The sequence below is a fragment of the Rhizobium sp. CCGE531 genome, from assembly GCF_003627795.1.
In the GTDB taxonomy this organism is placed as follows: Bacteria; Pseudomonadota; Alphaproteobacteria; order Rhizobiales; family Rhizobiaceae; genus Rhizobium.
In genome coordinates this window covers 2687142-2709824 of sequence record NZ_CP032684.1, presented here as the reverse complement: position 1 = coordinate 2709824, position 22683 = coordinate 2687142, and the positions used below count along the sequence as shown (strand labels likewise).

The window sequence follows — 22683 nt, the reverse complement described above, 5'->3', positions numbered from 1 at the left end:
CGCAATAGCGCGTTTTTGCCGCGACATTGTGCCCTCTCCCCTTGCCAAGACTGGACATAATTTGCGATCAAGCTTAGAACGCAGCGGGTTACGGAGGAATCTATGGCGGAATTATGGTCGCGATGATTCACCGTTAGTGAGGGGGTGCCGCGGTTTCTGCCGTGGTTTTGCGGAAGAGGATGTGCAGCCTTGAGCGAGCAGAGTACGACAGTTGAGTCCATCGGCGAGCCGACTCGTCGCGATTTTCTTTATTTGACGACGGGTATGGCCAGTGCGGTGGGTGCAGTTGCCGTCGCATGGCCGTTTATCGACCAGATGCGGCCGGACGCATCGACACTCGCTCTTGCATCCATCGAAGTCGACGTGTCGAGCCTGGAGCCTGGCATGTCTCTGACGGTGAAATGGCGTGGCAAGCCTGTCTTCATCCGTAACCGCACGCAAAAGGAAATCGACGACGGCAAGGGCGCGCAGCTCGCGGACCTGAAAGATCCGGTCGCTCGCAATGCCAATCTTCCGGCTGACGCTCAGGCGACCGATCTTGCCCGTTCGGCCGGCGACGGCAAGGAGAACTGGCTCGTGATGATCGGCGTCTGCACCCATCTCGGTTGCATTCCGCTCGGTCAGGCAGGGGAATATGGCGGGTGGTTCTGTCCCTGCCACGGTTCGGTTTACGATACCGCCGGTCGCATCCGCCATGGGCCCGCGCCGCAGAACCTCTTCATACCGCAATATGCGTTCACGTCGGAAAAGAAGATCAAGGTCGGTTGAGGGGGAGCTGAATCATGAGTGGTCATTCGTCTTACGAGCCATCCACAGGGCTCGAAAAATGGGTCGACGCGCGGCTTCCGCTGCCGCGTATGGTCTATGATAGTTTCATCGCCTATCCGGTTCCGCGCAATCTGAACTATGCCTATACGTTCGGCGCCATGCTGGCCGTCATGCTGGTTCTGCAAATCCTGACCGGCGTCGTTCTTGCCATGCACTATGCAGCGGATACGACGATCGCCTTCAACTCGGTCGAAAAGATCGTTCGCGACGTCAATCATGGCTGGCTGCTGCGCTACATGCACGCCAACGGCGCGTCCTTCTTCTTCGTGGCGGTCTATCTCCACATCGCCCGCGGTCTCTACTACGGCTCCTACAAGGCGCCGCGTGAAATCCTCTGGATTCTCGGCGTGATCATCTACCTCTTGATGATGGCAACCGCCTTCATGGGCTATGTTCTGCCTTGGGGCCAGATGTCCTTCTGGGGCGCCACTGTTATCACCGGCTTCTTCTCGGCCTTCCCATTGGTCGGCGACTGGATCCAGACCTTCCTGCTCGGCGGCTTTGCCGTCGACGATCCGACGCTCAACCGCTTCTTCTCGCTGCATTATCTGCTGCCGTTCATGATTGCGGGTGTTGTCATCCTGCACATCTGGGCGCTGCATGTGACCGGCCAGACGAACCCCACCGGCGTCGAAGTCAAGCTGAAGACGGATACCGTGGCCTTCACGCCCTATGCGACGCTGAAGGATGCGCTCGGCATTTCCATCTTCCTGCTGGTGTTCGCCTATTTCGTCTTCTACCTGCCGAACTTCCTCGGCCATGCCGACAACTACATCGCGGCCAATCCGCTGAAGACGCCAGCCCACATCGTTCCGGAATGGTACTTCCTGCCGTTCTACGCGATGCTGCGCTCGATTACCTTCAACATCGGGCCGATCGATTCCAAGCTTGGCGGTGTCTTGACGATGTTCGGCGCGATCATCGTGCTGTTCTTCCTGCCGTGGCTCGATACGTCCAAGGTTCGTTCGGCCGTCTATCGCCCGTGGTACAAGCTGTTCTTCTGGCTGTTCGTCGCCGACGCCGTCCTGCTCGGCTGGCTCGGTTCGCAGCCGGCGGAGGGCATCTACACCACGGCCGCGCAGTTCGCGACACTGTTCTACTTCCTGTTCTTCCTCGTCATCATGCCGGTGCTTGGCATAGTCGAGACACCGAGGCGCATTCCGAATTCGATTACGGAGGCGGTTCTTGAAAAGCAGGGCGGCAATAAAAAAGACGCCGTCGCGATAAGCGCCTGAGCGGTTGGAAGGAAGAAAACGATGAAAAAGATTGTTGCCGGCCTTCTCTCGCTCGCCCTGATCGGCGGCTCCTTGACGGTAGCCGCCGTGGCGGCGGAGACGAAACCCGCCGCAGAGAACGAAACGCCGCATTATCCGCTGAAGGAGCCGCGCGAGCAGCATTGGACCTTCGCCGGCCCGTTCGGCTCCTACGACAAGGCCCAGCTGCAGCGCGGTCTGAAGGTCTATACGGAGGTCTGTTCCGCCTGCCATTCGATGAAGCTGGTGGCCTACCGCACGCTGGAAGATCTCGGCTATTCGGAAGCCCAGGTGAAAGCCTTTGCCGCCAATTATGAAGTGCAGGACGGACCGAACCCTCAGGGCGAGATGTTCACCCGCAAGGCGCTTCCGTCGGACCATTTCAATTCGCCGTTCCCGAACGACGAGGCTGCCGCAGCCTCCAACAACGGGGCGGTGCCGCCTGACATGTCGCTCCTTGCCAAGGCGCGTGAAGTCGAACGCGGCTTCCCGCAGTTCATCTTCGATATCTTCACGCAGTATCAGGAAGGCGGCCCGGACTATATCTACTCGCTGCTGACTGGCTATGAAGAGCCGCCGGCCGGTTTTAAGGTGCCGCAGAACTCGCATTACAATCCGTATTTCGATGCGGCTGCGACCTTTGCGATGCCGAAGCCGCTTTCGGACGGACAGGTGACCTATGATGATGGCGCGCCGCAGACGGTCGACCAGTATGCGCGCGATGTGTCTGCGTTCCTGATGTGGACATCCGAACCGCATCTGGAGGATCGCAAGCATCTCGGCTTCATGGTCATGGTGTTCCTGCTGATCTTCTCGGTATTGATCTATCTCACCAAGCGCTCCGTCTATGCCAAGGCCGGCGCTCACTGAGGATCGCGATATTTCGAGAAAGAGGCGGCCTTTCGAGGCCGCCTTTTTTGTTGGTATAGCGCTCCGCTCTTGATAGGGTGCCGCCGGCCCCATCACAGCCTGAGAGTACATATTTGATGAACACGACTGCTTCGGAGCTCGCCGCCAGCATCCGCTCCATTCCCGACTATCCCAAGCCCGGCATCATCTTTCGCGACATCACCACGATGCTTGGCGATGCCAGGGCATTCCGTCGCGCCGTGGATGCGCTGGTGCAACCCTATGCCGGCACCAAGATCGACAAGGTTGCCGGCATGGAAGCGCGCGGCTTCATTCTCGGCGGCGCGGTGGCGCATCAGCTGTCGTCCGGCTTCGTGCCGATCCGCAAGAAGGGCAAATTGCCGCACGATATCGTCCGCATCGCCTACAGCCTGGAATATGGCGTGGACGAGATGGAGATGCATCGCGATGCCGTCAATCCGGGCGAGAGGGTCATTCTCGTCGACGATCTCATCGCTACGGGCGGCACCGCAGTCGGCGCGACCAAGCTTCTGCGCCAGATCGGCGCCGAAGTCGTCGCTGCCTGCTTCGTGATCGATTTGCCTGATCTCGGCGGCCGCAAGAAGCTCGAAGAGCTTGACGTGCCGGTTCATACGCTGGTGGAATTCGCCGGACACTGAGTGTGTTCGGAAGGCTGGCGGGGCAGTCATGGACGACCCCGCTAGAGCATTTCCGCTTTTCTTCGAATCGCGAAAACGCTCCATCTTCTTGTTTTTGCGCATTCCGGATGGAAAACCGCTGCGCACTTTTCCTGGAATTGCTCCAGTCGCTATTCGAAGGCCAGCACGGTGCTTTCGAAGCGCAGGGCCGGGGCGCCATGCTGGTTTACGCCGTCACAGGCAAGTGTGTAGAGCGCCCAACCGGGGCGCGAGGCTAAAGGCCGGCTGCCGAGGATCGCGACACCATAGGTGATCGTGTCGCCGGCAAAGACAGGCCGCAGCCATTGTAGGTTCTTGAAGCCGGGCGAGGGGCCGAGATTGGGCGGTGCCTTGCCTTCGGCGATCAGCCGCGCGGTTTCGGACTTCCAGTAATCGACGAAAGTGCGCATCCACACGGAGCAACTATGCCAACCGGAGGCGCAGAGCCCGCCGAACAAGGATTGCTTGGCCGCTTCCGCATCCATATGGAAGATCTGCGGATCATAGCGCGATGCGAAGTGGACGATGCCTTCCGGCGTGAAGGTATGGCTGCCGATCTCGACACGTTCGCCGATGGCGTAGAGCTCGCTCATCTTCATGCCAATACCTCCGCGCCGGCACGCATGCGGATCATCGTTGCGTTCTCCCCGAGGCAGACGAGCTCGCCGCGCTGGTTCTCGACCTCGTGGCGGAACTTGACGATGCCGATGCCGGGGCGGGAGCGCATGGGGCGCGCCTCGACGACGATGGACCGGCCGGACAGGGTATCTCCGGCTAGAACCGGTTTCTTCCACTCCATGAAATCGATGCCAGGCGCACCCTGCGCATCGGTGGCGAGGAGATAGGAATCGCACATCATGCGCATGAACATCGAAGAGGTGTGCCAGCCGGAAGCGGCGAGGCCGCCGAGAATACTGGAGCGGCCCGCTTCCTCATCCAGATGCATCGGCTGCGGGTCGAATTCCCTAGCGAATTCAATAATCTCCGGCGCCGTCACATGTTTGGGGCCGAGCGGAAATTCCCGTCCCGGCTGAAAGTCTTCATAGACGAGTTTCGTCATATTCGTCACAGGCCTCCTCATTCCGTTCGTGCGCAATCGCATGCCGGGCGGGAAGGGCGCAAGTATTTTCGTAACGGCAGCGGACAACAAGGTGCGGTGAAGGCATACCGGTACCCGCAGCCCTTGATTGTGTCCCGGCAATATGGTGAGGCTGCACAACATCGTCACGAAGCAAGGACAGACATGAGCGATCTCAAGACCGCGCTGGAAGGCGCCGCCGGCGAGGGGATCATTTCCCCGGATCAGGCCATCCGGCTTTTGCCCTATCTGACCGAGAGAAATATCGGTGTCGGCGCATCGCCCATTCGGAGCGGTCTTTCGCAGCCGCGCGAGGATGATCTGGCAAATCCGCTCGAGGACAGCGAAGCGCCGCGCTTCATCCGTGGCTTTCATGATGTGCTGATCACCATCGGCATCATCGTATTGCTTGCCGGGCTATGGGGGTTTACGGGCTTCTTCGGGCCACTGCCGGCGATTATCATTCTTGCCGAAATCCTGGTGCGTCGCCAGCGGTTGGCGCTTCCGGCCGTTGCGCTGACCATCGCGCTGGCGCAATGGATCATCACCGTCTCGTTGGTCTATCTCGGTCCGGCCGACGATGGCCGATCTATCATGGTAGACTGGATGATGATGACGCTTCCGTTCCCGCCGCTCTTTGCCCTGTTCTATTGGCGCTACCGCGTGCCGTTGTCGCTGGCAATGCTGCTATTCTCGCTATTCGCCCTGTTGTTGGCCGCAGTCTTCTACATCATAGGGCTGGTGACAGCTGTGCCGAACGTGGTGCTTGCCTACCCGCTGCAGTCGATTTGCATCATGTTTGTGGCCGCGCTCGGGACATTCGCGGTCGCGATGTATTTCGATCTCAGCGATCCCAAGCGCATAACACGACGCTCGGATGTTGCCTTCTGGCTACATCTCGCGACCGCGCCGGCGCTGCTCTACACGTCGAACCTGCTCGCATTCATGCTTGAGTTCGGCAATGACAGCGCCATTTTAACCGACATTCAGAATGGTAGTTACGTGCGGGCGGCGACCATCGTCGTCATCGTGGCGGTCATGATGCTGATCGGCCTGATCATCGACAGGCGCGCCTTCGTAACGGCTGGTTTGCTTTCGCTCGGTGTGGCGATCGGCACCATTTTGCGGCAGAACAACGCCGCGCTCGACAAGGTGAGTTTCATCGTGCTGATGATCGTCGGGCTGGTCGTATTGGTGATCGGCGTCGGCTGGCCGCATCTGCGCCGCGCCACGGTCCGGCTGCTGCCGGCCTCCATACAGGGAAGATTGCCGGCGCTCAGGTGAGGGCCGGCAATCCCTTCATTCTTTAGGCGTTGAACAGGAAGTTGAGGACATCGCCGTCCTGGACGACATATTCCTTGCCTTCGGAGCGCATTTTGCCGGCTTCCTTGGCGCCGACTTCGCCGTTGTAGGCGACGTAGTCGTCATAGGCGATAGTGCTGGCGCGGATGAAGCCGCGCTCGAAATCCGAATGGATGACGCCGGCCGCCTGCGGAGCCTTCGTGCCCCGTTCGATCGTCCAGGCGCGCGTTTCCTTCGGCCCGACCGTGAAATAGGTGATGAGGTGCAGCAGCTTGTAGCCGGCGCGGATCAGCCGGTCGAGGCCGGCTTCGTCGAGACCGAGCGCGGAGAGGAATTCGATGGATTCATCTTCGGGCAGCTGCGCTACTTCCGCTTCGATGGCGGCGGAGATGATCACCACTTCGGAATTCTGCTCCTTCGCCATGACTTCGACCGCAGCCGTATGCTCGTTGCCGGTAACGGCATCGGCCTCGGCGACATTGCAGACGTAGAGAACCGGATGCGAGGTCAGAAGGTTCAGGCTCTTGAGAATGCGCAGCTCTTCGGCATCGAGCTTCGACAGCAGCGTGCGAACCGGCTTGCCTTCGTTCAAAAGGCTGAGCGAGGCTTCCATGATCGGCAGCATCGCCATGGACTCCTTGTCCTTGCCGGTGGCGCGCTTGCGCATCTGTTCGGTGCGGCGCTCAAGGCTCTCGAGATCGGAGAGCATCAGCTCGGTCTCGATCGTCTCGGCGTCGGCGACCGGATTGATGCGGCCTTCGACATGGGTGATGTCGCTGTCTTCGAAACAGCGCAGCACGTGCACGATGGCATCGACTTCGCGGATATTGGCGAGGAACTGGTTGCCGAGGCCTTCGCCCTTCGATGCGCCGCGCACGAGGCCGGCAATATCGACGAAGGAGATGCGCGTCGGGATCAGCTCCTTCGACTTGGCGACGTCGGCAAGCTTGCGCATGCGTGGATCGGGAACCGCGACTTCACCCGTGTTCGGCTCGATCGTGCAGAACGGATAGTTTGCCGCCTGCGCCGCCGCCGTCTTGGTCAGCGCGTTGAACAGAGTGGACTTGCCGACATTCGGCAGCCCGACGATACCGCATTTGAAACCCATGGCACCTTGTCCATATCTTGAAAATCTTTGCTGTGCCTATGGGGGAAGGGCGGTTGCGGGTCAAGTCTTGTGCGGGCAGGGAGGCTCTTTTCTGCCGAAAGAGAGGCGGAAGCCGTTCGAATGCTGCTCTGCATATTGTCTCAGGGACGCCATCGTCCTTGAACCGTGTAGTGCGCTGCACTATAATTCCGTTATTAGCCCAAAGCCCCTTTCCCCTGTCGTCAACGGTGATGCCGATGAGTGACAATGATGTTGTCCTGAAACCAAAGACCAAAACCAAGCCGAAGGTCGAGAGGCCGAAGCTCTACAAGATCATTCTCGTGAACGACGATTATACGCCGCGGGAATTCGTCATCATGGTGCTGAAGGCCGTCTTCCGCATGAGCGAGGAGACCGGCTACCGCGTGATGATGACGGCGCACAAGCTCGGCACCTGTGTGGTGATGGTCTGCGCGCGGGATATTGCCGAGACGAAGGCCCAGGAGGCGGTCGATCTTGCCAAAAGCGCCGGCTTCCCGCTGATGTTCACGACGGAGCCGGAAGAGTAGGGATCGGCCGCCCTCGCTACGCGGGACGGCGGACCTGGAAGCCGGTCTTGTCCTGCGTAAATCCGCAATTGGCATAGAAGCGCAGTGTTGCCGGATTTTTCGAGCCGGTCAGCAGCATGACCTTGTAACAGTTCTTCTTCCAGGCGCTCGCTATTGCCTTGCGGATGACGGTGCCGCCAAGGCCGCGCTGACGATAATCGGCGTGGGTCACCACATTTTCGATCAAAGCATAGGACGCGCCGCCGCGCGTGAGGTTGGGAATGACCACCAGCGTGACGGAGGAGACGGCTTTGTCGCCGTCAAAGCCGGCGAAGATCGTCATGCCGTGATGGGCGAGGATTTCCGCAAGGCGGCTCTCCGCCAGCTGCGGCTCCAATATCGGATCTTCCGCGTTCAGGTGCTGGTAGAGCGCAAGAAGCGTCGGCAGGTCCGCAGCCACGACCGGCCGGATGACGATATCCGCGGCGTTTTCGGCTGATGCATCCGGCATCTCAATTATCCTTCTTGCCGAACATCCTCTTCAGCATTTCCGCCATGGGGCCGGTTTCCGGTATCTTTGGCTGGTTGTGATTGCGCGCCTGATGAATATGGGATTTGGCCGGCGTCTTCTTCTCCGGCTTTGGCGCGTCTTCTTCCGCCTTGCCGCCCAGGGCGAGCGCGATCTTGTTCATCAGCTGCGAATCTTCGCCGCGCACCAGCATGTCGGCATTGTCGGCAAGTGCGTCGAACAGCGGTTCCAGCCAGCTTTGATCCACCTTGGCGAAATCGCCGAGAACGTGATTGTGCACGAGCTCCTTGACGCCGGGATGACCGATGCCGAGGCGCAGGCGCCGATATTCGCGGCCGCAATGCGCATCGATCGACTTGATGCCGTTGTGACCGCCATGGCCGCCGCCGGTCTTCAGCCGCGCCTTGCCGGCCACCAGATCGAGCTCGTCATAGATCACCACGAGGTCGGAGGGCTGGAGCTTGTAGAAGCGCATGGCTTCGCCGACGGCTTCGCCCGAGAGATTCATGAAGGTCTGCGGCTTGATGAGCAACGCCTTCTGGCCGCCCAGCTCGCCTTCCGAAATCTCCGCCTTGAACTTCTTCGACCACGGCGAAAAGCTGTGGCGGCGGTGGATCGCATCCACGGCCATGAAGCCGATATTATGGCGATTGCCCTGATATTTGGCGCCCGGATTGCCGAGGCCCGCGATGAGAAGCATGCGCTTCACCCCTTGGAAAATACCGATGCCCTTCACCACAGGGATTTGGCGGCAAAGTCAAGACGGGATACGGTCAGTCACCAAGTTGCAAGCCGTACTTCAGGAAAATCCGCTTTTGCGTTCCGTCAGCGATAAGTGCGTTCAGCGCCGCCTGCATCCTGTTCAGAAGGTCGGCTGGGAAATCCTTCTGGCAGGCAATCCCCATGGGTTGCTGAGAAAGGATGGTCACCTTCTCCACGGCATTGCCCTCCGCTTTCAGCTTGTCGAAATAGAATTCCGAGATCGGCATCAGGTCGATGCGATCGCTCATCAGTTTCTTGAGCGTGGCCGTGAAATCGCTGCCGATGTCGATGCGCGGGAAATTGTTCCGGCGCAGTATCGTCTCCGTATAGTCCGCCCGCCAGGTGCCGACGAGATATTTCCTGGCTTCGTCGATGGTGGCGGCGGCAATCTTCGAGCCGCTGTGCTTGATCAGGATGTTGCGATCGATCAGCAATGGCTGCACCCATTTGAAGAGCGGATCGCGTTCTTCGTTGTGGGCGGTCACGAAGACGCAGGTCATGGGTTCCGCCAGCGCTTGATTATAGGCCCGCACCCAGGGCATGATGGCGATGGTATAGTCGACGCCGATATCGGCCATCACCTTCCGCACCTGTTCGGTGGTTGCTCCGACAGGCGTCTTGCCGTCGCGATAGTTGAAGGGCGGATATTCCTCCGTGGTGAAATGAACGGTTTCGGCGCGGGCCGGAGAGAAAAGGGATAGCGAAAATAGGCTGGTTGCAAGCATGAGCAGCGGTTTTCGCATGCGGTTCCTCATCGCTATGACGCTTGTGCTATGGGGGGGGAATGATCCTGCTGCTGGCTGACGAGTGTCTTTGCCAGAGTGTCTGGATGCAGCGGTCGATAGAACAGATAGCCCTGGCCGTAGTCGATGCCCATGGTGCGCAGGGTCGCGCATTCCTCTTCGGTCTCCACGCCTTCGGCAATGACTGTGCAGTTCATCTTATGCGACAGCGTGGTGATGCTTTCGACCAGCATGCGGCTCCTAGCGCTGACATCGGACGCGGTATCGTTGATTGCGCGGATGAAGGACTGATCGATCTTGATGATGTCGACGGGGAAGCGATTGATATAGCTCAGCGACGAATAGCCGGTGCCGAAATCGTCGAGCGCGATGCGGCAGCCGTAGCGGCAGATCTCGTTGATGACCATGCGCGTCTCCGGATTGTCGTCCATGAGCACGGCTTCGGTGATTTCGACGACGATGCGCCAAGCGGGAACGTCATAGCGCGAAAGCAGGGTGGCAATGCGCAGCGGCAGCTCGGGCTCGAATTGCAGAGGCGAGAAGTTGATGGCGAGGTAGGTGTCCTGCATGCCGTCGAGCCGCGACAGGCGCACGAAATTGGCGATTGCCTTTTCCATGATGCGGTTGCCGATACGAATGATCGAGCCAGTCTCTTCGGCGACCTCGATGATGCGGGCAGGGGGCAGGATACCCTTCTGCGGGTGGTGCAGGCGCATCAGTGCCTCGAAGCCGGCGATCGAACGGTCGTCGATATTTACCACTGGCTGCAGATGGGCCTCGAACCAGTCCTCGCTGAGGCCGGCCTCGATATAGCTCTCCAGTTCGGCGCGGTGGCGCGAGTCGTCGAGCATGCCATTGTCGAAGATCTGTGCGCCGTTCTTGCCGTCGCGCTTCTTGGCATACATGGCGATATCGGACTTCAGCAGCAGTTCGGCGGCATTGGCCGCCTGACGCGGATAGACGGCGATGCCGATGCTGGCGCTGAGGCGCGCATCGCCATCGAAGGGCGCTTCGAAGATTTCGGCGATGCGGGCAGCCATGTCGATCGCTCTCGCTTCGGCATCTTCCGCCAGCAGCAGGATCGCGAATTCGTCGCCGCCCAGGCGGGCGGCGATGTCACCCGACTTCAGGCATGTCTGCAGGCGGGATACGAGCTCGCGCAGGGCCGCATCGCCGGCGGCATGGCCCATATTGTCGTTGATCCACTTGAACCGATCGAGATCGATAAAGAGGCAGGCAAGTTCGCGTTTGCGCAGATCGGCCTCGTTGATCTTGGCGTCCAACGCGGTCTCGAAGCCTTGACGGTTGAGGAGGCCGGTCAGGTGATCGGTGATTGCCTGCCGGAGGTTCTTGTCCTCGGACTGCTTGAGCTCGGTGACGTCGGTCATGACGGAAAGCGACAGACCGTCCTGGATCGCGGTGGTCTCCAGAATGAGGACATCCATCACCCGCCCGTTCCGGCACGGGAACTTGACAGTGACGGCAAGACGGGCGGCGGTATCGGGATTGCTGTTCTTGCGCTCTACATATCGCGCGCGCGATTCCGGCAGGATCAGGCTTGCAAACTCACGGCCGATCACCTCGGCGCGGCCGTAGCCCGTGGCTGCGAGCCAGTAGTCGCTGACGGCGGCGATGCAATCGTCCTTGTCGAGGGAGAAAAGCATGGCGGGCGTCAGATTATAGGTATCGGTGGCGCGGCGATGGGCAAGCTTCAGCTCGGTTTCCTCGCGCTGCAACTTGCTCTGCATATCGTTGAAGCTGCTGGCGAGCCGCCCCATTTCGTCGTTCGACTGCCAGTCGACATGATGGCGAGAGCCGAGCCGCCGCGTGGCCTCGATGGCGTGCGTCAGGCGCATCAGCGGCTGGATGACGAAAATGCGGTTGCCGATCAGCGCCGCGCCGAAGACCGTCAGCACCGCGAAGATGAAGATGGAAATGAAGACGATCTCCTCGTTCTTCAAACCATCGAAGAGGCCGAGCTGGGGATAGAAGACCGTAATGGTGCCGAGCCTCTTGGTGCCATCCACGCCGTTGTAGACAATCGGCCGCGAGATAGACTCCAGATCGCCCTTGTAGGATTTCGGAATGGTGGATTGCGTGACGTCGAGCTGACCGGAAAGATCGCGCACGTTGACCCGAACGATCGCATCTTCGGCGACCGTCGTCGCGCTGATCTGGGTGACGCTATCCTCATCCAGATCCCACAGCGGTTTGGCAAGCGCCTGGGCATTGGCGACGAGGAGGACGGTTATATGATCCTTGATTTCCTTCTCGGCGCGTTCGGACGACAGGAAAAGGAAAAGAATGAAGAGCGGCGCCACGAAAACCAGCAGCGCACCGCAGACGATCGCGAAAAACCTGTTTTCGACCGAATGGCTCATTGTTCCGTTTGCTCCCCAGCCATAGACCAGCGGATCTTTGGGGCGCCGCTTTCTACAACTCTTTCGCGTAGATTTTCATGAATCTGTTAAATGTTGCTGAAATTCTGGGGTTAATGGAAATCAATGATAGTATAGATTCCCAGACGTTTGTATTTTTACTTTCTCTAATATTTATTCCCAAGCATAAGAAAACCCGCCTCCCCCGAAAGGGGAGGCGGGCCTTGATACTTTAAGTTGAAGATGCCGATCAGGCGCTGGCTTCTTCGCCGCCTTCTGCTTCTTCTTCAGCGAGACCGGCTGCCGGGGCAACGATCGTCGCGATCGTGAAGTCGCGGTCGGCGATGACAGGCGTGACGTTCTTCGGCAGCTTCACGCTCGAGATGTGGATGCTGTCGCCGCTCTTCAGGCCGCTGAGGTCAACGGCGAAGAATTCCGGGATCGCATCGGCCGGGCAATGGACTTCGACTTCGTGGCGAACGATGTTCAGCACGCCGCCAGCCTTGAGGCCCGGGGACTTCTCGTGGTTTTCGAAGTGAACCGGGATTTCGACGGTGACCGTGGTGTTGCCGGAAACGCGCAGGAAATCGACGTGAACCGTGAAGTCACGGACCGGATCGAGCTGGTAGTCCTTCGGCAGAACCTTGATCTTCTTGCCGTCGACGTCGATCGTTGCGATCGTCGTCAGGAAACCGCCGGCGTGGATGCGCTTCGTCACCTCATTGGTGTTGAGAGCGATAGAAATGGGGGCCTGCTTGTCACCATAGATGACAGCGGGAATCAAACCATTGCGGCGAAGTTCACGGGCGGACCCCTTACCAACCCGTTCGCGCGCCTCGGCCTTGAGCTCGTAGCTTTCGTGGCTCATAGCTATTCCTTTCGAGGTTATTTGGAGAGTTCACCCGGTCGACCGCAGTCGCATCGGCTGAACTGGAGGAGGGCATGCCCTGCCTCATCCGCGTTGCCTCCAAGGGTGTCTACGCGGACGCGTGGCGTATAATACAAAGCGGCCAAAGGTGCAAGCACCCCCGGAATGCGAAGCTTTGTGGTGGCATTGCAACGGCCGAGACAAGCCTGCGATACCATGTCTATCAATGACTTGACATATACCCCCGGCCCCATCAACAGTCGAATCCAATTGATCAGGGTCAGAAAGTGAGGTCGGGCATGCGCTCCAGGGTTATTGCCGCCGCCGTTTTTTCCATGGGTCTTGCCGGCGCGCCGCAGGCTGCCGAGATCAATGAGCAGGGCGCCAAGGAACTTCGCAATATCCTCACCTATTCGCTTTCGCAGGATCTCGCCCGCAGCGATTTCGTGACCGTCAAGCCGGCTGGCGACCAATACGAGATCGTCTACGATCTCGCGAAATTCTTCGACAAGATCAATTCCAGTGCATTTTCTGTCATGGGCTTCAAACCGCTCTCCTTCTTTGCGCAGCCGGTCGAGCAGGAGAGATGGCACCTGACGGGTGACAACAGCCTCGATATCGCCCTGCATTCACCGACGTCCGACGTCGCCTATTCCATCGCGTCCAACTCCTTCGACGGCATTTTCGATCCGACCATCGAAATGATGCGGTCAATGGGCATCAAGAGCAGCGGCGTGAAATTTTCCAGCGTCGGCACCGGTCCCAGGAGCGGGCGCAAGCTCAACGCGACCATCGACAGCGCGTCTTTCGCTCACACGGTCACCGACAGCAGCGAGGCCGGCAAGGTCGATCTGCAATTGCAGGGAACGCTGCAGCGCCTGAGCGAGCAGTTCACCGTGCGGCCGGATGGTTCGCCCATCACCTTCAGTGCGGATAGCGCAGATACGAACCTCACAGCCACCAGCCTGCCGGCGAAGGATCTGCGCGCGCTCATTCGCTTCTTCGTTCAGCACGTCAAGACCAAGCAGCTTTCCGAAAGCGGCAGCGAGAAGTTCGAGCAGCTGGTGCACCGCGCCCTGCCGGTTTTCGGATCGCTCAACAAGACCGTCGTCCTGAACAATGCGTTGGTGGCGACGGACAAGGGCAAGGTCGGCGTCAAGCGCATCGACTACAGCTTCAAGATGGACGGCCTCACCAAGGCCTCCAACGTCAATCTGGAACTGCGGGCCGAGCAATTCACGCCGGACGCGGATCTCATTCCGGTGGCTTATTCCGCATTCCTGCCGTCAACGCTCGACGTGCAGCTCGGCGTGCCGAACATCAACTTCGCGGGCCTTGTCGATACAGGTCTCGACGCGATTGCCACGCGTGCTACGCCGGTTTCCGGTGAGGCGTTGAAGCGGACGATGTTCCCGAGTGGCTATGGAACGCTGGAGTTTCCGAAGATCAGCGCCACTTCGGGCGTCTATGATGTCGAGATTTCCGGCGCGCTGAAGGGCTCGACCAAGCCGCATGCCGGCTTTTCACTGCAGGGGACGATCCTGGCGCGCGATTTCGACAAGACGGTTACCGCCTTCCAGGATGCCGCCAAGGCAGAACCGCGGCTGAACAAAGTTTCTTTTGGCTTGCTTGCCGCCAAGGGTTTTGCCAAGACCGATCCCGACGGTCGCCTGCGCTGGGACATCACGATGGATGAAGACCGAACGGTGACGGTCAATGGTCAGGTGATGAAGAAGCCTTAACGTTTTGGGAGCAAGCCCATGTAGTGGGGCGACAATAAAGTTTCATTCAAAAGGCCGATCGGTCCTTTTCGGATTTTCACATTTCTTTTCCATCATATTTGGGGGTGAATTATGCGTTTTAAAGCGGTTGCTGCAGCGGCTGTCGTCGCTGCCGGCGTTATGGGCAGTGCACAGGCGGCTGACGTCAGCGAACAGGGTGCGAAGGATCTCTACGGCAACCTGACCTATTTCCTGCCTGACGATATCGCCAAGAGCGGTGCAATTTCGGTCAAGCCGGTCGGCGCGAACTATGAGGTCACCTATGACCTGCAGAAACTGCTCGACAAGCTGAATGTCAGCGAGGTCGATATCAGCGGCCTCAAGCCATTGCGGATGCTGGCGACGCCGCTCGACAGCGGCCTTTGGAATATCGAAGGCAACAATGCCATGGACGTGACGGCGCGTTCCAAGCCTGGCAAGGGCCTCGACAGCGAATTTCGCTATGCATTGGCCTCATCCACGGTCAAGGGCGTTTTCGATCCCGCGCTCCATTATCTGCGTTCGATGGATATGAAGGGGCAAGGCATTACCTTTACCACCAAGACGACTGACGAAAACAACGGCGTCCAGAAGAATGATGCCACCGCCGACAGCATCGTTTATACGCTATCGTCGGCCGATAGCGGCGAGCCGGGCAAGCTCGATATCAAGATGGACGGCAGTCTGCAGTCGCTCTACAACAAGATCTCGTCGGACGACACGACGCTCGGCGAAATCAAGATCGCGGCGATCGATTTCAACATGGGCGCGACGAAGCTCCCCCTGAAAGCGGTGAATTCTCTGCTGCAGTTCGTCTCCGCGCACAAGGATGAGAAGACGCTTTCGGATAAGGACAGCGAGGCGCTCAAGGCCTTGGTAATGAATGCCATGCCGATCGTCGGCTCCTTTGACGAATCCGTTGCCATAAAGGACATCGCGGTTACGACTCCATTCGGCAATGGCGGGTTGCGGAAGATGGGTTATTTCTTCAAGGCTGCCGGGCCTGCCAACGCGATGAGCGCCGACTTCGGATTGAATGCCGAGAAACTGACGCTGGCTACAAGCTTGCTGCCCGAAGACTATATCGCCTTCATTCCCGATACGGCCGATATCCAGGTGCAGGTGCCGAACCTCAACTTCACCGCCATGATGAATGTTCTGAAGGACACCGATTTCAAGAAGCCGAACAGCGACACCGCCATGGACGAGAAGCTGCAAAAGGCCATGTTCCCCGATGGGACGATGACCATCAACTTCCCGAAAATCAGCGCGGTTTCCGGCCTTTATGATATCGAGGCTTCCGGCAGCATGCGCGGCTGGCTGGCCGAGAAGGACCGCGTCGCCATGAAGATGACGGTTCTTGCCCGCGATTTCGACAAGACGATCGCAGCCATCCAGGAGGCCGCAAAGACCAAGACCGATCTTTCCCAGGTCTCTTTCGGTCTGATGATGGCCAAGGGTTTTGCCAAGACGGATACCGACGGACGCTCGCGCTGGGATATCGATCTTTCCGACGACGGCCATGTGTCGGTCAACGGTCAGGTCGTGAAGTAAGTCACTCCGAAATCAGAATGCGATCATGTTTGTCCTGAAGCCGCTGAGCCAGCGCTCGATCTCTCTATTATGGGCCGGTCAGGTGCTGGCGGCGACAGGCTCCGAATTCTATATGGTCGCGGTCGTCTGGATCGCGGCCGATTTTATCGGCAGCAATGCGGGATATGTGTCCGCGCTGCAATCCGGCGCGCTGTTGCTCGGCAGTCTTTTCGGCGGAATCGTCACGGACCGCTGGCGTCACAGCACCACGATGATCGCGACCGATCTCGTCCGGGCAGCTCTACTGCTGCTGCTGTCGCTTGCCGGGCTTCTGCATCTGATGAGCCTGCCGTTGCTGGTGGTGCTTGCCGGATGCATCGCTTTGCTCACATCCGCATTCGATCCGTCGCTGCAGGCAACGCTGCCGACGATTGCGGTCGATCCTGATGTCCGGCACGCGACCAATGGCCTGTTCGATGCCACCCGCCGCATGGCGCGCATTCTCGGTCCGAGCCTGATCGCTTTGGTGAACGGGTTTCTGCCGAAATCGCAATTCTTCACTGTCACGGCAGCGACTTTCCTGCTTTCGGCACTTGCCGTCTGGCTGGCGGTGGCAAGGCTGCCGGCGGCACCGCGCCGACGTGAATTTTCCGGAATGGCTGCCGTCGTGGACGGTGTTCTCGGCGGATGGCGCGCGGCGCGCGGCCATGCGGCAATCCTCTATGGCCTGTTCACCAACCTGATGGGAAATATTGCCTGGGCCATGGGGATCCTGCTCGGCATGATCCTGCACTTGCGCGAAACCAGCGCCGATCCGCTGACCGATTACAGCCTGATGATGACCGCTTACGGTGTCGGTAACGTCACGGCAAATCTTATTCTCAGCAGCATCAAGCCACGTCGGCCGGTGGTCTGGATCATCGCGGCGAAGCTCATTTTCGGATTGGGCGTTTTCCTGCTGCCGCTGATGCATGACCGGATATGGCTGATGATCGTCGCCTGCTTTGCGGCGATCAACGGTCCTTTCGAGAACCTCGCCATGCTGCATTTGATGCAGACGCGCAGCGAGCCGCATCGGATGGCGCAGGTCTATCGTCTGTTGATGTGCGCGATCTTCACCGGCCTGCTTGCGGCCTACCTCATGTCGCCGAGCCTGTTTGCCTGGTTCGGTATCGGACCTTCGATCATGGGATCGGGGGCTGCCGTTTTCATCTCCGGCCTGATCGGAATTGGCCTGCTGGCATGGAGGCAGACGCATCTCGCAAAGGCCGAGGCCATCTGAAATGCCGCTCGGCCTCAATCAAACAGGCTGGAAACCGATTCTTCCTGGCTGGTGCGGTTGATGGCTTCGCCGATAAGGCTTGCCGTCGTGATGACGCGGATATTGGGCGCCGATTGCACGGCGGTCGTCGGCTGGATGGAATCGGTGATCACCAGTTCCTTCAGCTTCGAGTTTGCCACGCGGGTCACTGCGCCGCCGGAAAGAACGCCGTGGGTGATATAGGCGGTGACGCTTGCCGCGCCGCGTGCGAGCAGGGCATCGGCCGCGTTGCAGAGCGTGCCACCGGAATCGACGATATCGTCGATCAGGATGCAATCCTTGCCGGCCACTTCGCCGATGATGTTCATCACTTCGGACTCACCCGGTCGATCACGGCGCTTGTCCACGATCGCCAGCAGACAGTCGAGGCGTTTGGCGAGCGCACGGGCGCGCACGACGCCGCCGACATCAGGCGAGACGACCATGACGTTGCCGATATCATAGTTCGCCTTGATATCGCGCGTCAGGATCGGCAGTGCGTAGAGATTGTCCGTCGGTATATCGAAGAAGCCCTGGATCTGGCCGGCGTGAAGATCGAGCGTAAGAACGCGGTCGGCGCCAGCCTCGGTGATCAGATTGGCCACCAGCTTGGCAGAGATCGGCGTGCGCCCGGAGGCGCGGCGATCCTGGCGGGCATAGCCGAAATAGGGAAGGACCGCCGTGATGCGCCGCGCCGAAGAGCGCCGCATGGCGTCGATCATGATCAACAGTTCCATGAGATGGTCGTTGGCCGGGAATGCGGTCGGCTGGACGACGAATACGTCCTCACCGCGCACGTTCTCCTGGATTTCGACGAAGATTTCCTGGTCCGCGAAGCGCCTGACGCTGGCTTTGCCCAAGGGAACGTTGAGATAATTGCAGATCGCTTCGGCAAGATGCCGGTTCGAATTGCCTGCGAAAACCTTCATTGTGGCCCGCCTGTTACCAACCTGATAGCCGCGCTTTTAACCGCCTTGCTCTCGAATGCAAGAGGGAGACGCGCGTTAGCTTTCATATTTCTGAAAAGCTTGTGGCTATCCACCGCTGGAATCGTGCCAGGAATTGAAATCCGACATGGTTTTGGTGGCAATCTTCTGCATGACGGACGGCGGAACGGCCGACCATGGGTCGCCGCGCTTCAGCGGCGCGCTTTCCGAACCCTGTATGCGGTGCACGCGGTTGCCGTTGCTATCAAGTACGTCCCAGACATAGGTCACGGAAATCTGCGGACCGTCCTCGAAGGCGGAAAGATAGCCCTTCAGAATATAGGCGGCGCTGGAATCGGCTGAGCTCTTGATCGTCAGGCCGAGCGAACGGGCGTCGGCGCCGAGCTGGCGCGACAGCGGCGTGACGGCTTCCACCGGAGCGCCGATGATCGGCAGGAAGCGGATGCTGTTGCCTCCGGCCGCGGCTGCGGGCGGCAAGGATGCTTGCCGTTGTTCCGGCTGCTGGTCATCCGCAGTCTGTTCTTGCTGTTGCTGTTGCTGTGGTTGTGGTTGCGGATCCTCCGATAGGCGCCGCTCGGCCTCGCGCTGCTCGTCCGCTTCCGAAAACTGATTGTTGGCCGGAGCGATGGACGCCGTGCCGGAACCGTTGAGCGGGCGGGAGGCGTAAGGATTGGTGCCGTTCGATCTCAGCGCCGATGCCTGTTGGTCGAGCGTGCCGCTGCCGCCGCCATTTTGCGGCTGATACGCCTGCTGCGAGGTCTGCTGTTGATAGCCGTAGCTGTCCTGCGAGCTTTGATAGCTCTGGCGACGCTGGGGTACCACGGCCATGCGCTCGACATCGCGCTGTGTGACCGGGCTCGAGCCTGCATCGCCGATGGCCTCGGGCGGCGTCAGGGCGTCCGTGGTATTGCAGGCGGAGAGCGCGAGGCAAAAGCCGGCGACAGTCAACGTTATCCTGACCGGTCCCATTGACGCGATCCTTTCTCTCGACGGTCTGACCGTCCAGGACCGCTATCTTACGCCCCTAACGGTTAAGAAATTCGAGAGGGTGGCGGGAAAGAGCTTTCGGCGCTTGTGAGGTCGTCAGATAGGTCTGGCCGAGGGTCATCGCCGTGCCGCTGTCGGAATCCATGATGATCATGTGCACGAAAAGCGACATGTTCTCCTGGATCTCCTGTGGATTGCCCATATGGAACATTTCATGCTCCATCCAGGAGGGCGAGAAGCGCGCGCCGAGCGAATAGCCGCAGGCGTTCAGCCGGTGCCGGGCGAGGCCGCGCTCGTCCATGATCTTGGCATGCATGTCGAAGACGTCGCCGAAGGTGTGCCCCGGCATCAGGATCGTCTCGATAGCCTGCAGGGTTTCAAGGCAAGCGCTGTAGAGTTCGCGGTGGCGATGGCTTGGATTGCCGATGACGACTGTGCGCATCATGGCGGCATGATAGTGGGCGTCGACGCCGGCCCATTCGAGCGTCAGCTGGTCGTCGGTGTCGAGCTTGCGGCGGCCGGCCTTATAACGGCAGAGCAGGGCTTCCGCACCCGAGCCGATGATGAATTCATTGGCGGGATAGTCGCCGCCGCCGGAAAAGACGGCGCCTTGCATGGCCGCGAGGATATCGGCTTCGTCCGCGCCGGCTTTGACCAGAGACAGAGCGGCGTCCAAGGCATCGTCGGCCAGCGCGGCGGCGCGTTCGACATGGGCGATTTCCGCGGAGCTCTTGGTCAGGCGCAGGCGGCTTATGAGGTAGGAGGCATCGACGATCTGGCCGAAACTGGCAAGCTGATGATCGAGCAGACGGGCAACGCGGCCGGTCATGCCATGGGTATCGTATTCGATGCCGATGCGGGTGCCGAGGAGATCGAGATCAGACAAAAGGTCCTTGAGATCGAGCGTCGGATCGGCATTGACGCGATCGACCCAGATGCGAATGTCCGTGATAACAGATGTGAGCTGTGCCTGGCGAAGGTCGGCCGAGCGCGTCAGAAGCGTCAGCGAGCCGTCCGCCTTGACGACCAATGTCTGGAAGAAGCAGTAGCCAAAGGTATCGTAGCCGGTCAGCCAATACATGCTCTCCTGGGCAAAGAGCAGCATGGCATCGAGCTTTTCTTCCTGCATCCTCGCCAGCATCCGCGCCAGTCGAGCATCGTATTCGCTGCGTTCGAAATGCAAGGCCATGTCAAGCTGCCTCCCCGATGGCGATGGCGGAAATCTGTCGTCCGTAATCCGGCTCTTTCGCGTGCGTCGTGCGCCTGTAGGAGAAGAAACGCTCCGGGTCCGGATAGGTGCAGAGGTTCATGCTTTCGGCCGCGACGCCAGCCTTGCGCAGGCGATCGACGGTTAGGGACGGCAGATCGAACATGGCGTGGCCATCTCGCTCCGAAGGGGCGAAGTATTTCGCATAGCCGGGATCGTGGGTGAGAAAACGCTCGACGAATTCGGGCCCGACCTCATAGCTCGACCGGCTGATCGAGGGGCCGAGGCAGGCAATGATTGCCTCGCGTCTCGCGCCAAGCGCGACCATCGCATCGATGGTGTTTTCCAGGACGCCGGTCAGCGCTCCCTTCCAGCCGGCGTGGGCGGCGCCGATGACCCGATTTTCCGGATCGGCGAAGAGGATGGGGCCGCAATCGGCGGCGAGCACGCCAAGCGCGATGCCCGGCGTCGCCGTTACCATCGCGTCGGCCTGCGGGCGGCTGCCGTCGTACTGCGCGCCGATCGTCACGACATCGGGGGAGTGGACCTGATGCACGGTGGCAAGCTGATCGAGTGGAAGGCCGAACCAGCCGGCGACGCGGCGGCGGTTTTCCTGAACGCGATCGCGATCGTCATGCGAACCGAGGCCAACGTTCAATCCGCGATAGAGGCCTTCCGAAACGCCGCCGGCGCGGGTGAAATAGCCATGGCGAATGCCGGCAGTCTCGGCGGCGCTCAGCAGCGGGCTAGCAAGTGGTGTCGGCAACTAAAACGTCCCTTGATATCTGGTTTTGCCTGTCGTGCTTGACATAACGCAGTCGCGGCGAAGCAGTTCGATCTCGCCGGGGATGTTGGCCCAGCCCGACGCGCGCTGTCAATCCGCGGGATCGATGGTCAAGCTTCAGCCGACGGGGCGAAAGGGCAGGAGGTCGAGCGCCGGGCTGGAAACGGCCAGCACTTTGAAAAGCTCTCCCATCTTGCCTTCGCCGGCGCCTGCGAGCCTCTCCACGGCGATGCGGATGTTCTCTTGCGTTGCCGCATCCTGGTCCCGGCCGAGGGCGGCCGCGCGCTCCAGCAGACCGAGCCCGATCAGGAAATCGCCCTGATGACAGCAGCCGTTGATGTGGATACCGGAGGCGAGTGCGGTTTGCGCCAGGTGCTGGAAATCGACATGGCTGGTGAGATCCGCCTCGCCGGGATGTTCCAGCGGCGGGTCGTATTCATGCATGCGCACGGCCTGCAGCGTGTCGCCGAAGCTTGTCGCCATATGACCGTAATCGATGGCGAGCGCCGAGCCGCCGTGGGCCGCCAGCCGGTCGCAGATCGTCGTCATGACGGCCTGGCGGGCTGGGGCGATTTCGAACGCCGTGCCGATCGGCGGAAGTCCACCTTCCGGAAGAAGCGCGGGGTCGAGCGTGGCGATGCCTGTCGTGAAGGTCAGTTCGTCGTTGACGTCTAGGCCGACCGCGCGCTCGCGGAAGCCATTGGCGGTGCGAACGAACTGGCGGATCGGAATGGCATCGAAGAGCTCGTTGGCGGCAAGCAAAGTGAAGCCGTCGGGCACTTCGCCGAAGTCGGTATGCCAAGAGACCTTTGCGCCGTAGGCTTCGAGGCTCTGCTGCTGGAAGCCCTGCAGGCGCTCGCTGGTTTCGACCAGATGCACCGTCATGGCTTCATAAAGCGGCGGCGCGAGCTTGCCGATGACGCGCAGCATGTCAGACATCATCGTGCCGCGGCCTGGGCCGATCTCGACGAGGCGCACGTTGGCCGGCGTTCCATGCCGTTGCCAGGCGTGCACCATGAAGACGCCGATCATCTCGCCGAAAAGCTGGCTGATCTCGGGCGCGGTGACGAAGTCGCCGGACTGGCCGAAGGGTTCACGTGTCTTGTAATAGCCATGCACCGGATCGGCGAGGCACAGCGAAAAATAATCCGTGATGCTCAATGGCCCGTTGGTGCGGATGATGGCTTTGATTTTTTCCCCGAGCGCCGTCATTCTTTGCTTTCGCTAATGCGTGGCCCTGAC

The 22683-nt window shown here is 59.9% G+C and carries 22 protein-coding genes; 9 read left to right on the top strand and 13 right to left on the bottom strand.

Features of this window, described 5'->3' with window-relative positions:
• Positions 1–189 precede the first annotated feature (189 nt).
• From petA to CCGE531_RS13235, 4 genes are all read left to right on the top strand, one after another.
• Positions 190–768, top strand: a complete 579-nt coding sequence (gene petA / locus CCGE531_RS13250; RefSeq protein WP_120664578.1) for a ubiquinol-cytochrome c reductase iron-sulfur subunit — start codon at positions 190–192, stop codon at positions 766–768.
• Positions 769–782: 14 nt separating this feature from the next.
• Positions 783–2063, top strand: coding sequence for a cytochrome b N-terminal domain-containing protein (locus CCGE531_RS13245; protein WP_120664577.1), 1281 nt, complete (start codon positions 783–785; stop codon positions 2061–2063).
• 21 nt (positions 2064–2084) lie between these two features.
• The gene (locus tag CCGE531_RS13240; protein ID WP_120664576.1) at positions 2085–2951 is read left to right on the top strand and encodes a cytochrome c1; all 867 of its coding nucleotides are present in this window, start codon (positions 2085–2087) and stop codon (positions 2949–2951) included.
• Positions 2952–3067: 116 nt separating this feature from the next.
• Positions 3068–3610 carry an adenine phosphoribosyltransferase gene (locus CCGE531_RS13235; protein WP_120664575.1) on the top strand — a complete coding sequence of 181 codons (543 nt, stop codon included), beginning with the start codon at positions 3068–3070 and terminating at the stop codon, positions 3608–3610.
• Positions 3611–3759: 149 nt separating this feature from the next.
• On the opposite strand, the gene CCGE531_RS13230 is transcribed toward CCGE531_RS13235, so the two are convergent.
• Both CCGE531_RS13230 and CCGE531_RS13225 read right to left on the bottom strand, forming a co-directional pair.
• The gene (locus tag CCGE531_RS13230) at positions 3760–4227 is read right to left on the bottom strand and encodes a MaoC family dehydratase (protein WP_120664574.1); all 468 of its coding nucleotides are present in this window, start codon (positions 4225–4227) and stop codon (positions 3760–3762) included.
• Complete coding sequence (locus CCGE531_RS13225; protein WP_120666796.1) at positions 4224–4688, bottom strand: MaoC family dehydratase; 465 nt, start codon at positions 4686–4688, stop codon at positions 4224–4226. Before CCGE531_RS13225 ends, CCGE531_RS13230 begins: the two co-directional genes overlap by 4 nt.
• A gap of 183 nt (positions 4689–4871) precedes the next feature.
• On the opposite strand from CCGE531_RS13225, the gene CCGE531_RS13220 reads away from it, so the two are divergent.
• On the top strand, positions 4872–5990 hold the full coding sequence (locus tag CCGE531_RS13220) for a hypothetical protein (RefSeq protein ID WP_120664573.1): 1119 nt from the start codon (positions 4872–4874) through the stop codon (positions 5988–5990).
• Positions 5991–6012: 22 nt separating this feature from the next.
• Here CCGE531_RS13220 and ychF read toward each other — a convergent pair whose 3' ends face one another.
• Positions 6013–7116, bottom strand: a complete 1104-nt coding sequence (ychF, locus tag CCGE531_RS13215; RefSeq protein WP_120664572.1) for a redox-regulated ATPase YchF — start codon at positions 7114–7116, stop codon at positions 6013–6015.
• A 236-nt stretch (positions 7117–7352) separates the two neighbouring features.
• On the opposite strand from ychF, the gene clpS reads away from it, so the two are divergent.
• Positions 7353–7664 (top strand): ATP-dependent Clp protease adapter ClpS, encoded by a 312-nt coding sequence (gene clpS / locus CCGE531_RS13210; protein WP_069612856.1) that lies wholly within the window; start codon positions 7353–7355, stop codon positions 7662–7664.
• A gap of 16 nt (positions 7665–7680) precedes the next feature.
• On the opposite strand, the gene CCGE531_RS13205 is transcribed toward clpS, so the two are convergent.
• The 5 genes from CCGE531_RS13205 to CCGE531_RS13185 all read right to left on the bottom strand — a co-directional run bounded on the left by CCGE531_RS13205 (position 7681) and on the right by CCGE531_RS13185 (position 12923).
• Positions 7681–8154: a GNAT family N-acetyltransferase gene (locus CCGE531_RS13205; RefSeq protein WP_120664571.1), complete on the bottom strand. Its 474-nt coding sequence runs from the start codon at positions 8152–8154 to the stop codon at positions 7681–7683.
• A 1-nt stretch (position 8155) separates the two neighbouring features.
• Positions 8156–8872 (bottom strand): aminoacyl-tRNA hydrolase, encoded by a 717-nt coding sequence (gene pth, locus CCGE531_RS13200; RefSeq protein ID WP_120666794.1) that lies wholly within the window; start codon positions 8870–8872, stop codon positions 8156–8158.
• Between the two features lie 73 nt (positions 8873–8945).
• The gene (locus tag CCGE531_RS13195; protein WP_120664570.1) at positions 8946–9677 is read right to left on the bottom strand and encodes a transporter substrate-binding domain-containing protein; all 732 of its coding nucleotides are present in this window, start codon (positions 9675–9677) and stop codon (positions 8946–8948) included.
• A gap of 14 nt (positions 9678–9691) precedes the next feature.
• Positions 9692–12058 carry an EAL domain-containing protein gene (locus CCGE531_RS13190; protein ID WP_120664569.1) on the bottom strand — a complete coding sequence of 789 codons (2367 nt, stop codon included), beginning with the start codon at positions 12056–12058 and terminating at the stop codon, positions 9692–9694.
• 247 nt (positions 12059–12305) lie between these two features.
• Positions 12306–12923 carry a 50S ribosomal protein L25/general stress protein Ctc gene (locus tag CCGE531_RS13185; protein WP_120664568.1) on the bottom strand — a complete coding sequence of 206 codons (618 nt, stop codon included), beginning with the start codon at positions 12921–12923 and terminating at the stop codon, positions 12306–12308.
• Between the two features lie 299 nt (positions 12924–13222).
• On the opposite strand from CCGE531_RS13185, the gene CCGE531_RS13180 reads away from it, so the two are divergent.
• The 3 genes from CCGE531_RS13180 (at position 13223) to CCGE531_RS13170 (ending at position 17498) form a co-directional block, all read left to right on the top strand.
• Positions 13223–14665 (top strand): hypothetical protein, encoded by a 1443-nt coding sequence (locus CCGE531_RS13180; protein WP_120664567.1) that lies wholly within the window; start codon positions 13223–13225, stop codon positions 14663–14665.
• A gap of 111 nt (positions 14666–14776) precedes the next feature.
• Complete coding sequence (locus CCGE531_RS13175) at positions 14777–16237, top strand: hypothetical protein (protein ID WP_120664566.1); 1461 nt, start codon at positions 14777–14779, stop codon at positions 16235–16237.
• A 25-nt stretch (positions 16238–16262) separates the two neighbouring features.
• Positions 16263–17498: an MFS transporter gene (locus CCGE531_RS13170; protein WP_120664565.1), complete on the top strand. Its 1236-nt coding sequence runs from the start codon at positions 16263–16265 to the stop codon at positions 17496–17498.
• 14 nt (positions 17499–17512) lie between these two features.
• Here CCGE531_RS13170 and CCGE531_RS13165 read toward each other — a convergent pair whose 3' ends face one another.
• The 5 genes from CCGE531_RS13165 to CCGE531_RS13145 form a co-directional block, all read right to left on the bottom strand.
• A complete protein-coding gene (locus CCGE531_RS13165; protein ID WP_112803817.1) occupies positions 17513–18445 on the bottom strand; it encodes a ribose-phosphate pyrophosphokinase in 933 nt (310 codons plus the stop codon).
• A gap of 105 nt (positions 18446–18550) precedes the next feature.
• Positions 18551–19432, bottom strand: a complete 882-nt coding sequence (locus CCGE531_RS13160) for a hypothetical protein (RefSeq protein ID WP_120664564.1) — start codon at positions 19430–19432, stop codon at positions 18551–18553.
• Positions 19433–19487: 55 nt separating this feature from the next.
• Complete coding sequence (locus CCGE531_RS13155; RefSeq protein ID WP_120664563.1) at positions 19488–20639, bottom strand: Xaa-Pro peptidase family protein; 1152 nt, start codon at positions 20637–20639, stop codon at positions 19488–19490.
• A gap of 1 nt (position 20640) precedes the next feature.
• On the bottom strand, positions 20641–21423 hold the full coding sequence (gene pgeF, locus CCGE531_RS13150; RefSeq protein ID WP_120664562.1) for a peptidoglycan editing factor PgeF: 783 nt from the start codon (positions 21421–21423) through the stop codon (positions 20641–20643).
• Between the two features lie 135 nt (positions 21424–21558).
• Entirely contained in the window at positions 21559–22653 is a 1095-nt protein-coding gene (locus tag CCGE531_RS13145) for a class I SAM-dependent methyltransferase (RefSeq protein WP_120664561.1), read from the bottom strand.
• Positions 22654–22683 lie beyond the last annotated feature (30 nt).